General features: G+C 76.6%; 12 protein-coding genes. 9 read left to right on the top strand and 3 right to left on the bottom strand.

Translation table 11 applies throughout. The annotated features are described in order from the left end of the window. Positions 1-337: 337 nt before the first annotated feature. The 5 genes from LG632_RS17355 (at position 338) to LG632_RS17335 (ending at position 7,411) form a co-directional block, all read left to right on the top strand. Positions 338-781, top strand: a complete 444-nt coding sequence (locus LG632_RS17355; RefSeq protein WP_226728229.1) for an SRPBCC family protein — start codon at positions 338-340, stop codon at positions 779-781. Between the two features lie 144 nt (positions 782-925). Next, positions 926-1,762, top strand: a complete 837-nt coding sequence (locus LG632_RS17350; RefSeq protein ID WP_226728228.1) for a M55 family metallopeptidase — start codon at positions 926-928, stop codon at positions 1,760-1,762. A 1-nt stretch (position 1,763) separates the two neighbouring features. After that, on the top strand, positions 1,764-3,089 hold the full coding sequence (locus tag LG632_RS17345; RefSeq protein ID WP_226728227.1) for a M20/M25/M40 family metallo-hydrolase: 1,326 nt from the start codon (positions 1,764-1,766) through the stop codon (positions 3,087-3,089). Next, a complete protein-coding gene (locus LG632_RS17340; protein WP_226728226.1) occupies positions 3,089-5,191 on the top strand; it encodes a prolyl oligopeptidase family serine peptidase in 2,103 nt (700 codons plus the stop codon). Before LG632_RS17345 ends, LG632_RS17340 begins: the two co-directional genes overlap by 1 nt. Before the next feature lie 252 nt (positions 5,192-5,443). Beyond that, positions 5,444-7,411 (top strand): DUF5107 domain-containing protein, encoded by a 1,968-nt coding sequence (locus LG632_RS17335; protein ID WP_226728225.1) that lies wholly within the window; start codon positions 5,444-5,446, stop codon positions 7,409-7,411. 98 nt (positions 7,412-7,509) lie between these two features. Here LG632_RS17335 and LG632_RS17330 read toward each other — a convergent pair whose 3' ends face one another. Beyond that, complete coding sequence (locus tag LG632_RS17330; protein WP_226728224.1) at positions 7,510-8,349, bottom strand: methyltransferase domain-containing protein; 840 nt, start codon at positions 8,347-8,349, stop codon at positions 7,510-7,512. Between the two features lie 163 nt (positions 8,350-8,512). Between LG632_RS17330 and LG632_RS17325 the strand changes: the two genes are divergently transcribed. The 3 genes from LG632_RS17325 (at position 8,513) to LG632_RS17315 (ending at position 11,784) form a co-directional block, all read left to right on the top strand. Next, positions 8,513-9,106 carry a TIGR03086 family metal-binding protein gene (locus tag LG632_RS17325; RefSeq protein ID WP_226728223.1) on the top strand — a complete coding sequence of 198 codons (594 nt, stop codon included), beginning with the start codon at positions 8,513-8,515 and terminating at the stop codon, positions 9,104-9,106. Positions 9,107-9,207: 101 nt separating this feature from the next. Further along, positions 9,208-10,428, top strand: coding sequence for an aminotransferase class I/II-fold pyridoxal phosphate-dependent enzyme (locus tag LG632_RS17320; protein WP_226728222.1), 1,221 nt, complete (start codon positions 9,208-9,210; stop codon positions 10,426-10,428). Positions 10,429-10,701: 273 nt separating this feature from the next. After that, entirely contained in the window at positions 10,702-11,784 is a 1,083-nt protein-coding gene (locus LG632_RS17315; RefSeq protein ID WP_226728221.1) for an MBL fold metallo-hydrolase, read from the top strand. A 39-nt stretch (positions 11,785-11,823) separates the two neighbouring features. On the opposite strand, the gene LG632_RS17310 is transcribed toward LG632_RS17315, so the two are convergent. Further along, positions 11,824-12,456 (bottom strand): DedA family protein, encoded by a 633-nt coding sequence (locus LG632_RS17310; protein WP_374203502.1) that lies wholly within the window; start codon positions 12,454-12,456, stop codon positions 11,824-11,826. 50 nt (positions 12,457-12,506) lie between these two features. Next, complete coding sequence (locus tag LG632_RS17305) at positions 12,507-13,283, bottom strand: MBL fold metallo-hydrolase (protein ID WP_226728220.1); 777 nt, start codon at positions 13,281-13,283, stop codon at positions 12,507-12,509. 122 nt (positions 13,284-13,405) lie between these two features. Here LG632_RS17305 and LG632_RS17300 point away from each other — a divergent pair, with 122 nt between their 5' ends. Then, a complete protein-coding gene (locus LG632_RS17300; protein ID WP_226728219.1) occupies positions 13,406-13,810 on the top strand; it encodes a hypothetical protein in 405 nt (134 codons plus the stop codon). Positions 13,811-14,022: the final 212 nt, after the last annotated feature.

The following is a 14,022-nucleotide window of genomic DNA, read 5'->3' as shown; positions in this document are numbered from 1 at the left end:
GGCGCGCGCGGCCGCGGCGACCTCGTCCTGCCCGGAGGCGGCCAGGGCGTCGGCAGGCGCAACGTCTCGACGCCCGGCGGCTGGTGGCGCGAGCAGGGTCAGGAGCCCCCGCACGGCGCGTGCGCCGATCCGCAGCGGTGCCCCCCGTCCACCGACGACCGGGCTGCGGGGAGCGCCCGACGCCTACCTGGCCGCGCTCCCCGCCGACACCCTCCTGGTCTGCGTCCGCTGCCACGTCTGACCCGGGGCCCCCGGAGCTCGGGGGCGGATTTGGGTGCCGCACCCGGAGGTGGTTGGCTTGCCGCAACGAGCGTTTCCAACTGCTGGAGGAACAGGTATGGCGCAGGTCGAGGCCACCACGGAGCGGATCATCGCGGCCGACGCGGAGACGGTGTTCGACGCGCTGGCGGACTACGCGGGCACCCGCGGCAAGGTGCTCCCCGAGCACTTCAGCGAGTACGAGGTGCGCGAGGGCGGCGACGGCGAGGGCACCCTCGTCCACTGGAAGCTCCAGGCCACCAGCAAGCGCGTCCGCGACTGCCTGCTGGAGGTCACCGAGCCCAGCGACGGCCGGCTCGTGGAGAAGGACCGCAACTCCTCCATGGTCACCACCTGGACCGTCACCCCCGCCGGGGAGGGCCGCTCCAAGGCCGTCGTGACCACCGTCTGGAACGGAGCCGGCGGCATCGGCGGCTTCTTCGAGCGCACCTTCGCCCCCAAGGGCCTCGTGCGCATCTACGACGCGCTCCTGGCCAACCTCGCCCAGGAAGTCGAGGCCTGACGAAGGCCGTTGACCGGTGGGGCCGCCCACGCGGCCTCACCGGATCGGGTGGAATTCCCGGCCGGGGCGCACCGGCGCGCACAGCCGCCCCGGAGGCCCCGCAGCGGCTAGGGTGGAAGGCCTGCGACCACCCACGGGGGCCCGATGAAGATCCTCATCTCCGCCGACATGGAAGGCGCCACGGGCGTCACCTGGCCCGCCGACGTGCTGCCGGGGACACCGCAGTGGGAGCGCTGCCGCGCCCTGTTCACCTCCGACGTCAACGCCGCCGCGCTCGGCTTCTTCGACGGCGGGGCCGACGAGGTCCTCGTCAACGAGGCCCACTGGACCATGCGCAACCTGCTGCTGGAACAGCTCGACGAACGCGTCCAGATGATCACCGGCCGGCACAAGAGCCTGTCGATGCTCGAAGGCGTCCAGCACGGCGACGTCGACGGGATCGCGTTCGTCGGCTACCACACCGGTGCCGGAGCCGAGGGCGTGCTCGCCCACACCTACCTCGCCAACTCCGTCACGGGCGTCTGGCTGGACGGCGTACCGGCGAGCGAGGGCCACCTCAACGCGCACGTCGTCGCCGAGTACGGCGTCCCCGTCGTCCTGGTCACCGGCGACGACCTCACCTGCGTCGACGCCGCCGGCTACGCCCCGGCCGCCCGGACCGTCGCCGTCAAGGACCACGTCTCCCGCTACGCCGCCCGCTGCCGCGCCCCCGCCCGGACCGCGGCCGACATCCGGGCCGCCGCCAAGGAGGCCACGGCCCTGGCCGTGCGCCACGACCCGGTGCGCGGGGGCCCGTTCACCATCGAGGTCGAGTTCGACGCCGAGCATCTGGCGGCCGCGGCCACGGTCGTCCCCGGCGTGACCCGGGCACCGGGACCCCGCCGGATCACGTACGACAGCGCGACGATGTACGAGGGGATCCGGACCTTCAAGGCGGTCACGACGATCGTCTCGTCGGCGGTGGAGGAGCAGTATGGGTGACATGGCAGGCTTCGTGGACGAACTCGCCCTGGAGGAGGTCGTCGCCTTCACCTCGGACCTCATCCGCATCGACACCACCAACCGCGGGGGCGGCGACTGCCGGGAGCGGCCGGCCGCCGAGTACGTCGCCGAGCGCCTGGCCGCGGCCGGGCTGGAGCCGCTCCTGCTGGAGCGGACCCCTGGCCGCACCAACGTGGTCGCCCGGGTCGCGGGCACCGACCCCGGCGCCGACGCCCTGCTCGTGCACGGTCACCTCGACGTCGTCCCGGCGGAGGCCGCCGACTGGAGCGTCGACCCGTTCTCCGGCGAGGTCCGCGACGGGGTGGTCTGGGGCCGGGGCGCCGTGGACATGAAGAACATGGACGCCATGGTGCTGGCCGTCGTACGGTCCTGGGCCCGCGCCGGGGTCCGGCCCCGCCGGGACGTGGTCCTCGCGTTCACCGCCGACGAGGAGGACAGCGCCGTCGACGGCTCCGGCTTCCTCGCCGACCACCACCCCGAACTCTTCGAGGGCTGCACCGAGGGCCTGAGCGAGTCCGGCGCCTTCACCCTGCACACCGGAGCCGGCCCGGCCCTCTACCCGATCGCCGCCGGAGAGCGCGGCACCGCCTGGCTCAAGCTCACCGCGCACGGCACCACCGGCCACGGCTCCAAGCCCCACCCGGCCAACGCCGTGACCCGCCTCGCCGCCGCGATCGCCCGCATCGGCGAGCACCAGTGGCCGGTCCGGCTCACCGGCACCGTGGCCGCGTGCATCACCGAACTCGCCGCCCTCCAGGGCCTCACGGTCGATCTCCGCTCCCGCTCCTTCGACCTCGACACCGTCCTCGACAAGCTGGGCCCCGCCGCCGCCCTGGTCCGGGCGACCGTCCGCAACAGCGCCAACCCGACCATGCTCAGCGCCGGTTACAAGATCAACGTGGTGCCGGGCCAGGCCGTCGCCCATGTCGACGGCCGGGTCCTGCCCGGCGGCGAGGAGGAGTTCGGCCGCACCCTGGACGAGCTGACCGGCCCCCACGTGGACTGGGAGTTCCACCACCGCGAGGTCGCCCTGGAGTCCCCCGTCGACGGGCCGACGTACGCGGTCCTGCGGCAGGCGGTCGAACGCTTCGACCCCGACGGGCGCGCGGTGCCGTTCTGCATGGCCGGCGGCACCGACGCCAAGCAGTTCTCCCGGCTCGGCATCACCGGATACGGCTTCTCCCCGCTGAAGCTGCCGCCCGGCTTCGACTACTGGGCGCTCTTCCACGGCGTGGACGAGCGGGTGCCGGTCGAGGCGCTGCACTTCGGGGTCCGCGTCCTCGACCACGCCCTGCGGGCCCTGTGATGCTGCCCGTCGGGGCGTACGGCACCTGGCCCTCACCCATCGACGCCGCGCTCGCCGCCTCCCTGGACGGCCGACCGGAGTACGTGGGCACGGTGGGCGCCGAGGTCTGGTGGACCGAGCCCCGGCCCACCGAGGGCGGCCGGCGCACGCTGGTGCGCCGGCGGTCCGACGGCGGGCCCGAGCGGTCGGCGCTGCCGCCGCCGTGGAACGTGCGCAGCCGGGTCACCGAGTACGGCGGCCGTCCGTGGACCGGCGTCGAACGGCCCGGTGGTGATGGGCCGTTGGTGGTCTTCGTGCACGGCGACGACCAGCGGCTGTACGCCTACGAGCCGGACGCCGGAGGCGGCCCGGACGCGCCGGGCGGCCCTGCGGCGCCCGGCGGCGGAGCGCAGCCGCGTCCGCTGACCCCGCTGTCGGCCACCGGCGCCGGGCTGCGCTGGGTGGACCCGGTCCTGCGGGACGGCGAAGTGTGGTGCGTGCTGGAGGAGTTCACCGGGCCCGCGCCCACCGACGTGCGCCGGGTGCTGGCCGCCGTACCGCTGGACGGCAGCGCGGCCGAGGACCGGGCGGCGGTGCGCGAACTGACCGACGACCGGCACCGGTTCACCACCGGAGCGCGGCTCTCGCCCGACGGCCGGCGGGCCGCCTGGCTGGTGTGGGACCACCCGCGGATGCCGTGGGACGGCACCGAGCTCAAGGTCGCCGAGGTGAGCCCGGACGGTCGGCTGGAGCGGATCCGTACGGTGCTGGGCGGGCCCGAGGAGGCCGTCGCCCAGGCGGAATGGACCCCGGACGGGACGCTGTTGGCGGTCAGCGACCGCAGCGGCTGGTGGAACCCGTACCGGGTGGACCCCGAGGGCGCGGCCGAGCCGGTCAACCTGTGCCCCCGCGAGGAGGAGTTCGGCGGCCCGCTGTGGAAGAGCGGCCTGAGCTGGCTGGCGCCCCTGCCGGGCGCCGGCGGCACCCCCGGCCCGGCCCCCGGCGGCACCCCCGGCCGGGCCTCCGGCGGCACGCCCGGCCCGGTGGCCGTGCTGCACGGCCTCGGCTCCTGCGTCCTCGGGATACTGGACCCCGAGACCGGCGACCTGGTCGACGTGGCCGGCCCCTGGACGGCCTGGCAGCCGACGCTGGCCGCCCACGGCTCGCGCGTCTACGGCGTCGCCGCCAGCCCGCGCAGCGGGTACGAGGTCGTCGAACTCGACACCGCCACCGGGCGGGCCCGGGTGATCGGCGCCCACTGGCGGCTGCGGTCCGGCAGCGGCATCGACCCCGCCTACTACCCGGAACCGCAGAGCCGCACCTTCCTCGGGCCCGACGACCGCGAGATCCACGCCCATGTCTACCCGCCGCACCACCCGGCCCGCCGGGCCCCCGCCGACGAACTGCCGCCGTACGTGATCCGGGCGCACGGCGGTCCCACCGACCACGTGCCGCCCGTACTGGACCTCGGCATCGCCTACTTCACCTCCCGGGGGATCGGGGTGGTGGAGGTCAACTACGGCGGCTCCACCGGCTACGGCCGCGCCTACCGGGAGCGGCTGCGCGAGCAGTGGGGCGTGGTGGACGTCGAGGACTGCGCGGCCGTGGCCCGGGCGCTGGCCGCCGAGGGGACGGCGGACCCGAAGCGGCTGGCCATCCGCGGCGGCAGCGCCGGGGGCTGGACCACGGCCGCCTCGCTCGCCGCCACCGACCTGTACGCCTGCGGGACGATCATCTACCCGGTGCTGGACCTGACGGGCTTCGCCGCCGAGACCCACGACCTGGAGTCCCGGTACGCCGACGGACTGGCCGGCCCCGCCGAGGCCCTCCCGGTGCGCTGCCGGGAACGCTCGCCGCTGTCCCGCGCCCACTGCATCACCGCCCCCTTCGTCCTGCTCCAGGGCCTGGACGACGCGGTCTGCCCGCCGGCGCAGGCCGAGCGGTTCCTGGCCGCGCTGCGCGGCCGCGACGTCCCGCACGCGTACGTCGCCTTCGAGGGGGAGGGGCACGGGTTCCGCCGGGCGGAGACCATGGTCCGGGCGCTGGAGACGGAACTCGCCCTGTACGTCGAGGTGTTCGGCATCGACCGGCCCGATGTGGCCCCGGTGGGGCTGCGCACCTGACCGGCCGGGCTCCGGCCCGGACGGGCGGGCGCGCTCCTGGCCGACGTGGTGACCAGCGCGTTCGACGCCGACTGAGCCACCCGCAACCCGCAACCCGCAACCCGCAACCCGCCCGCCATCCGCCGCCCGCCGCCCACGGGTCGGCGCAGGGACGTGGCGCGGGGAGCGTACGACCGGCGCGCGCCAGGGAGTGCACCCCGAGGAACCGCGGGAACCCTGGTCCCCGTCCGCGACGGCGTGTTCCATTTCCCCATGGCCACCACCGTGCGTCGCACCGCCGTCACCCTCCCCGCCGCCCCGCTGGGCCCCGAGAACCCGCTGCCCGCCCTGCGTCCGCTCGACGAGGTCCACGTCCTGGACGAGCGGGCCCGTGCCGGGCTGCCCCGGGACATGGCCCGGCAGATCGGCTACCGCCCGCTGACCTCGCTGCTGCCGGTCCGCGTGCGCGACGGGTACGGACGGACGCGCAGGCACACGGAGTTCGAGGCCGTCGTCCTGGAGAACGCCCACCTGCGGGTCACCGTACTGCCGGGACTCGGCGGCCGGGTGCACTCCCTGGTCCACCTGCCCACCGGACGTGAACTCCTGTACCGCAACCCCGTGTTCCAGCCCGCCGCCTTCGCCCTCAACGGCGCGTGGTTCTCCGGCGGCATCGAATGGAACATCGGCGCCACCGGCCACACCACCCTCTCCTGCGCCCCGCTGCACGCCGCGCTCGTACCGGCCCCCGACGGCGGGGCCATGGTGCGGCTGTGGGAGTGGGAGCGGCTGCGGGACCTGCCGTTCCAGGTGGACCTGTGGCTGCCCGAGGACTCGGCCCACCTCTACGTCGGCGTCCGCGTGCGCAACCCGCACGAACGGCCGGCGCCGGTCTCCTGGTGGTCCAACACCGCCGTGCCCGAGGACTCCGGCAGCCGGATCCTCGCCCCGGCCGAGCAGGCCTGGCACTTCGGCCACGAGCGTGATCTGCGCCGGGTGCCGGTCCCCGAGCACGACGGGGCCGACCGCACCTACCCGCTGCGCAGCGCGTACCCGGCCGACTTCTTCTACGAGGTCCCCGACGGCGAACGGCGCTGGATCGCCGCGCTGGACGCCGAGGGCCACGGGCTCGTGCAGACCTCCACCGACCTGCTGCGCGGCCGCAAGCTCTTCGTCTGGGGCTCCGGACGCGGGGGCCGGCGCTGGCAGGAGTGGCTCACCGAGCCGGGCACCCCCGGCTACGCGGAGATCCAGGCCGGGCTCGCGCGGACCCAGCTGGAGCACGTACGGCTGGAGGCCGGCGCCGAGTTCAGCTGGCTGGAGGCCTACGGTCCGCTGTCCGCCGACCCGGCCGCGGTGCACGGCGGCGACTGGGCGGCGGCCCGCGCGGCGGCCGGGCGGGCGCTGGAGGAGGCCCTGCCGCGGCAGCAGGTCGCGGAGGCCTTCGCCGCCTGGCGGCCCCACGCCGACGCCGAGCCGGGGGAGCGGCTGGCGGCGGGCTCCGGCTGGGGCGCGCTGGAGGTGCTGTGCGGCGGCCACAAGCTGCCCGGGACCCCGTTCCCGGAGTCGACCCTGGGCGAGCCCCAGGAGCCCTGGCTGCAGTTGTGGCGCACCGGGGTCTTCCCCACGCCGCGCCGGGTGACCCCGCCCGGGCCGACCCTGGTCGCCCCGCACTGGCGGGACATGCTGGAGACCGCCCCGGCCGATCCGCTGACCGAGTACCACCTGGGCGTGGCCCAGTGGCACGCGGGCGACATCGCCCAGGCCGTGCGCAGCTGGGAGCGCGGGCTGCCGCTGGCCCCGTCGCGCTGGCCGCTGCTGCGCTGCCTGGCCGTGGCCGACGCGGTGGCCGGGAACCAGGACCGGGCCGTGGACCGGTACGCCGAGGCCGTCGAGGACCTGGCGCACGAGAGCCGGGGCGGCGAGACCTGGACGGCCGCCGAGTCCGCGCTCGCGCGGGAGGCGATGACGGTGGCGCTGGCCGCCGGCCGCCCGGCCGTGGCGCGCACCGTCTGGGAGCGGCTGCGGCCGGCCCTGCGGGAGCAGGGCCGGTTCCGGCTGCTGGCGGCGCGGCTGCTGGCCGCCGAGGGCCATGTGGTGGCGGCCCGCCGGGTCTTCGAGGACGGCTTCGAGGTCCCGGACCTGCGCGAGGGCGACGAGGCCCTGTCCACCCTCTGGGCCCGCCTGACGAACCGCCCCCTCCCACCCCGCTACGACTTCCGCATGCGCCCCCCGTCCTGACGGGGCCCGGCCCGGCACTCAGGGGCCAGGGGCCCGGCCCCGCGAGCGGAATCCCGGCCCAGCGAGCGGGAAGCTCGGCCCCGGGACCGCCGGTGGGCTCAGGCGCGGCACAGGATCTCGCCGTTCAGGACCGAGAACCAGGCATCGGGGGAGGTGCCCCACGCGTGCCAGGCCTCCGCGATCGACGCCAGTGCCGCAGGCGTGGTGTGGCCGCCGTCGACGGCCAGGGTCGCGTACGCGGAGGCCGTCGTGCGGTCCGCCCACAGCCGCGACCACCAGGCGGCCTCCTCCGGCGTGGCGTAGCACCAGGCCGTGGCCGAGCACCGGACGTCCTCGAAGCCGGCCGCCCGCGCCCAGGCGTGCAGCCGCCGGCCCGCGTCCGGCTCGCCGCCGTTGGCCCGGGCCACCGTGCGGTACAGGGACAGCCAGGTGTCCAGGCCGGGCGCGGCCGGGTACCAGGTCATCGCCGCGTAGTCGGCGTCCCGGGCCGCGACGACGCCGCCGGGCCGGCACACCCGGCGCATCTCGCGCAGCGCCCGTACCGGATCGCCCACGTGCTGGAGCACCTGGTGGGCGTGGACCACGTCGAAGGAGTCGTCCGGGAAGTCCAGCGCGTGCACGTCGGCCGTGGCGAACTCGACGTTGTCCAGGCCCCGTCCGGCGGCGTACGCGCGGGCCTGCGCCAGCACGTCCGGCGCGGCGTCGACCGCGGTGACCCGCCCCGGCGCGACCAGCGCCGCCAGGTCGGCGGTGATGGTGCCGGGTCCGCAGCCGACGTCCAGCACCCGCATGCCGGGCCGCAGCGCGCCGATCAGGTACCCGGCGGAGTTCTCCGCGGTCCGCCAGCGGTGCGAGCGCAGGACCGACTCGTGGTGGCCGTGGGTGTAGACGGCGGTCTCGGCGGTGCTCCCGCCCGGACGGGTCCCCTCGGACGTCATGGTGCGTCTCCTCCGCGTCGGTGAAACGGTCCGACCACCGTAGACGATCATGCCGAGATGTGAGATAGGCGTTTCGGGATCTGGACAGCACCGTTGCGGGGCAAGGGAGCAGGGAGGACGCTGAGGACAGGGGGCCGAGCCGACGTACGAGGCGGTGGGACCCGTGGCAGACACCCGGACGGACCCGCGGACCGGCCTGCTGGACCGGCACGCCGAGGCGCTGCGCCTCTTCGGCGAGCGGGTGCACGCGATCAGGGACGACCAGTGGGACGCGCCCACGCCCTGCGCCGACTGGACGGTGCGCGACCTCGTCAACCACGTCACCGGTGAACAGCGGTGGGTGCTGCCGCTGCTCGACGAGGGCCTCACCGTCGCGGACGTCGGCGACGCGCTCGACGGCGACCTGCTCGGCGACGACCCCGTCGCCGCCTGGGACACCGCCGCCACCGCCGCCCGGGCCGCGTTCACCGCGCCCGGCGCGCTCGACCGCCCGGTGGCGCTGTCCGCCGGACCCACGCCCGGATCGGCGTACTGCCGGGAGTTGACCTGCGACTGCACCGTGCACACCTGGGACCTCTCCCGCGCCATCGGCGCGGACGAGCGCCTTCCGCAGGCCCTGGTGGAACTGGCCACCGAGGTGGTCACCCCCTACGCCGGCGACCTGGCCGCGAGCGGGATGTTCGCCCCGCCGGTCGAGGTCCCGGCCGACGCGGACGCCCAGACGCGACTGCTGGGGCTGACGGGGCGCAAGGCGTGAGCGCTCCGTCCGGAGGGTAGGCAGGAGCGTACCGATCGATTCTGGCCTATAAAGGGCAATGCGAGGACCGGGTACGACGACGAGGCGAGGCGGTGGCGGGGATGCAGCGCACGGCGCCGGAGGGGCACGGGCCGGTCCGCTACGGTCCGCCCGCGCCGGAGCCCGGCCTGCCGGTGCTGCCCGAGCTGACCACCGTCCTGGCCGCCGCGGCCGACCGCTCGGCGCCCGAGCCGCCCGGCGGCGGCACCGCCCTGCGCGAGGCCGCCTGCCGCTACTGGACGTCCCGGGGCCTGGCCACCGACCCCGCCTCCGTGGCCGCCGGTCCGGGCGCCCCGCCCCTGCTGCTCGCCGTGCTCGGCGCGTACGGCGGCGACGTCCTGCTGCCGCGGCCCTGCCCCGCCTGGTGGACCCCGCAGGTCCGGCTGCTCGGCCGGCGCGCCTACCACGTGCCGACCCCGGCCGAGTGCGGCGGCGTACCCGACCCCTACGCGCTGCTGGAGACCGTGCGCCGGGTCCGCGCGGAGGGCGGTGACCCGCGGGTGCTGCTGCTGTCCGTCGCGGACGACCCGACCGCGACCGTGCCCCCGCCCGAACTGCTGCTCGAAGCGTGCGAGGCCGCCCAGACGGCCGGCCTGTTCGTGGTGAGCGACGAGACCTGGCGGGACACCGTCCACCGGCCGCAGGACACGCTCGTGCTCAGCCCGGCCGAGATGCTGCCCGAGCAGGCGGCCGTCCTGCTCGACCTCTCCGGTGCGCTGCTGCCGGGCGGCTGGCCCGCCGCCGTGCTCCGCTTCCCTGACACCCCGCGCGGCACGTGGCTGCGGGCCAGGACCCTGGACGTCCTCACCGCCACCGGGGCCCAGGTCGCCGGCCCGGTCGCCGGGGCCGCCGTGTACGCCCTCGACGAGCCCGACGCGGTCGCGGCCCGCGCGATCGCCGCGGCCCGGCTGCACGGAGCCGTCGCCGCCGCCCTGCACCGGGAGGTGCTCGGCGCGGGCGCCCTGGCCCTGCCGCCGCAGGCCGGCCGCCACCTCTACGCCGACCTGACCCCGCTGCGCGAGGGGCTCGCCCGGCGCGGGGTCGGCGACGCCATGGAACTGGAGGACCACCTCGGCACCCGGCTGGGCTTCCCCGCCCCCGGCGGCCAGCGCTTCGCCGACGAACTGGGGCTCCTGCGGGTCCGGCTGCCCACCGGCCCGCTGCTCGGGGCCACCCCGCAGGAGCGGCTGGCCGCGCTGACCGCCCGCGACCCCCTGGACCTCCCGCACGTACGGCGCGCCCTGGGCGAGCTGGCGGCGGTCCTGGCCGACCTGACGGCCTGACGACCTGACGACCTGACCCGACGACTCGATGCCCACCGGACCCGCCCGACTGACCCGACCCGCCCGACCGACCGACTGACTCACCCGACCCACCCGACCCACCCGACGTACCCGAGGACCTGATCCGACGACCCGGACGACTGACGACCCGGACGACCTGACGCCCCGGACGACCCGAGGGGCCCGCCCGCCCCCGACCCCGAGCCGAGGCCCGATGCGCCGGCCGCCGCGCCGGTGCGACGGCCCGGCACCACCGCGAAGGGAGACCGCCCGATGAGGGACCAGACGGACGAACGGACCCGCTCCGCCGGCCGCGCCGCACCCCCGCACCTCCCGGCCGGGGACCCCGTCGCCCGCCCCGCGCGCCCCGCCCTGGCCCAGCCCTGGCCCGCCCCGCCCCGGCCGCTCGGCGAGCGCCGGTTGTGGCCGCGGTCCTTCGCCGACCGGCTGACCACCCCCCTGCCCGGGCTGCGGGCCTTCGCCCGGCTGGCCCGCGAGGGCGCCTTCCGGCCCGACCCGGCCGGCCTCCTCGGCATCCCCGACCTGCCGTACGCGCCCGCCCCGCTGCCGCCGCTCGGCGCCGGCACGGTCGGGGTCACCTGGGCCGGGCACGCCAGCTGGGTGGTGCGCATCGGCGGGCTGACCGTGCTCACCGACCCCGTCTGGTCCCGGCGGATCTTCGCCACGCCCGCCCGGATGACCCCCGTCGGGGTGCGCTGGCGGGACCTGCCGCCCGTCGACGCCGTCGTGATCAGCCACAACCACTACGACCACCTCGACGCGCCCACCCTGCGCCGGCTGCCCCGGCGCACCCCGCTGTTCGTCCCGGCCGGCCTCGGCCGCTGGTGCCGCCGCCGCGGCTTCACCGAGGTCACCGAGCTGGACTGGTGGGAGGCCGCCGAACTGGGCGGGGTGCGCTTCGACTTCGTCCCCGCCCACCACTGGTCCAAGCGCACCCTGCTCGACACCTGCCGCACCCTGTGGGGCGGCTGGGTGCTCAGCGACACCCGGACCCCGCAGCCCAAGCGGGTCTACTTCGCCGGGGACACCGGGTACGGGCACTGGTTCGGCGAGATCGGCCGCCGCCACCCCGGCATCGACCTGGCCCTGCTGCCCATCGGCGCGTACGCGCCCCGCTGGTGGTTGCGCGACGTCCACACCGACCCCGACGAGGCCGTGCAGGCCTGCCTGGACCTCGGCGCCCGCCGGATGGCCCCCATGCACTGGGCGACGTTCGCCCTGTCCGCCGAGCCGGTCCTCGAACCGCTGCTTCGGGTGCGTGCCGCCTGGGCACGGGCGGGTCTGGCCCGCGCGGACCTGTGGGACCTGCCGATCGGCGCGTCGGCCGCCTTCTGACCCGTCGCCCCGGTTCCCGGCCGGGGCGGTGGCACGCCGTCAGGCCCGCAGCCGGCGCCAGGCGGCCGGGACCGCGCTGATCAGCAGGGCCAGCGCCACCGCCAGCGCCACGCCCTTCCACGGCTCCGAGAACAGCGAGCCGCCCAGGATCCCGATCAGCCCGTACGTCGCCGCCCAGGCCAGGCACGCCGGCGCGTCGCCCCGGGCGAACCGGCCCAGCGGCATCCGGGCCAGCAGACAGGCCAGCATCACCGGGATCCGGCCCGCCGGGACCAGCCGCGACACCACCAGCACCAGCACCCCGTGCTCCTCCAGCCCGGCCCGCGCCCGCGCCAGCCGCTCCGGCGTGGCGCGCCCGCGCAGCCGGGCCGGCCAGCCGGAGCCGTTGCGGGAGCCGACCCCTCGCTGCCCCAGCCAGTACAGGGCGATGTCCCCGGTGAAGGCCGCCAGCGCGGCCACCGCGCACACCAGCAGCACCCCCAGCGGCAAGGACCGGTGGTGGAAGGCGACGACCGCCGCCGAACTCACCAGCGCACCCGTCGGGATCACCGGCACCAGCGCCCCCAGGGCCACCAGCAGGAACAGCGCCGGATAGCCCAGCGCCTGCTGCGTGGACTCCGCCGGGTCCGGTGCCCACGGCGCCGCCAGGACCCCGGCCGCCGCCCCCGTCACCGCCCCGGACACGGCCCCGGACACGGCCCCCGCCACGGCCCCCGGACCCGTCACGGCACGCGCACCCGTGCGCCGTGCCCCGGCACCAGGACCGACGCCTTCGGCGCCGACCGGGCGGCCAGCCGGGCGAACTCCAGGCCCGGCGCGTGGAACTCGTGCGGGCGCACCGCGTCCATCCCGATCGGCCAGTACGTCCCGTAGTGCACCGGGACCGCCGCCGCCGGGCCCAGCAGCTCCACGACCCGCGCCGCCCGCCGCGGGTCCAGGTGGCCCGGCCCCAGGTACGGGCCCCAGCCGCCCACCGGCAGCAGCGCCACGTCCACCGGTCCCACCTCCCGCGCCATCGTGTCGAACAGTCCCGTGTCCCCGGCGAAGTACGTCCGCGCCGCGCCCTGGACGACGTACCCCAGCGCGGGCGCGTGGTGCGCGCCGAACGGCAGCCGCCGTCCGTCGTGCCGGGCGCTGACCGCCCGTACGCGCACCCCCGCGCCGACGTCGACCGCCTCGCCCGGTGCCACCTCGGTCACCACCAGCCGCCGCAGCACCGCCAGCCGCACCAGCCCCGGCACCGCCCGCCGCGCCCCGCGCGGCACCACCAGGCGGGTGCCGGGTGCCAGTGCGGCCAGCGAGGGCAGGTGCAGGTGGTCGGCGTGCAGGTGCGAGACGAGCACCGCGTCGGCCACGGCCGCCTCCGGCGGCGGCAGCGCGCCCCGGCGCCGTCGTAGATGGGCCAGCCGCGCCGCGAACAGCGGGTCCGTCAGCAGGCGTACCCCGGAGTCCTCGACCGTGCACGTGGCGTGCCCCCACCAGGTGATCTCCACCGGCACCGCGGTCCCTCCCTACCCTGGACGTCTGTCGTGAGCGTAGGCCCTGACCGGCCGTTCTGCCCCGGTGCGGTGGCCGACGGCCCCCTCCTCGCCGCTGCCCGATCGGAGTAGGGTCGGGCGGCATGGATGAGCTGCGCGTGGCCGCTATCGCCAGCCTGGCCCCGCTCGAGGAACTCGATGCCGACCCGTTCGTCGTGGACACCCGCGGCCAGCACGCCATGTGCGCGCGCTGGGCCGCCGACCACGGGTACGTGGTGACCAGGCAACTGCTCTTCCTCGGCCTGCGCGCCGACCACGTCGGTCTGTGGCGCGACGTGGACGCCGGTCAGGTCGACCTGTTCGTCGCCCCCAACCGGCGGGTGCTGGAACGGGCCCTGCGCTCGGTGGACGAGTTCACCGCGGAGTGCGCCCGGCGGGGCGTGCGGCTGGAGACCGCCGGCCTGGACGAGCCGAGGTACACCTCGGCGATGAAGGCCGAGGTGCACCGCCGGCTGTCGATGCCGACCGCGGGCTACGACGGCACCTGAGGCCCCGCCGGCGCCGGTACGCCCCCCCCCGGCCCCAGGACGCTCCCGCCGCCACCCGTACGCTCCCCGCCGCCGGTGCTCGACCGCGGCCCCGCCCCCGTACGTACCGGCAGCCCCCGTACGCCGCCGGTCCGCGGTTGCGGTCCGTGCGACGCTGGGAAAGATCCCGCCGTACGGCCGCGGGGGCGAGGCGAGGGAGGCGGGGCGTGCTG

Origin of the sequence: Streptomyces antimicrobicus, assembly GCF_020532625.1 — a bacterium.
Classification (GTDB): Bacteria; Actinomycetota; Actinomycetes; order Streptomycetales; family Streptomycetaceae; genus Streptomyces; species Streptomyces antimicrobicus.
This window is presented reverse-complemented; position numbering and strand designations above follow the sequence as displayed.